Genomic DNA, 454 nt, shown 5'->3' on the forward strand with positions numbered 1-454 from the left:
GACATCCTGATCGCTTCGGTAGACGGCCTGAAAGGCTTCCCGGAAGCCATTGAAACCATCTACCCTGAGACAGAGGTGCAGATCTGCGTCATTCACCAGATCCGCAACTCCATGAAGTACGTTGCGAGCAAGAACCAGAAGGCTTTCATGGCGGATCTCAAGTGTGTCTACAAGGCCGCCACACAGAATGCTGCTGAGCAGGCGCTGGACGAGCTGGAAGCAAAATGGGGCAAACAGTATCCGTTGGTCATTAAATCCTGGCGCAGCAAGTGGGACAATCTGTCGGTATACTTCAAGTATCCCGAGCAGATCCGGCGGGCCATCTACACCACTAATGCGGTTGAGGCGGTGCACCGTCAGTTCCGCAAGCTGACCAAAACCAAGGGCGGCTTCGCTAACGAAACCAGCTTGCTGAAGCTGCTCTATGCGGGGATGTTGAAGGCTTCCGAGAAGT

The 454-nt window shown here is 54.4% G+C and carries 1 protein-coding gene; it reads left to right on the forward strand.

Features of this window, described 5'->3' with window-relative positions:
• A partial coding sequence (locus P0Y67_RS22820) for an IS256 family transposase (RefSeq protein ID WP_342393718.1) occupies nt 1-454 on the forward strand: 454 nt, incomplete at both ends.

The organism is Photobacterium sp. SP02 (genome assembly GCF_038519165.1).
GTDB classification, from domain to species: domain Bacteria; phylum Pseudomonadota; class Gammaproteobacteria; order Enterobacterales; family Vibrionaceae; genus Photobacterium; species Photobacterium halotolerans.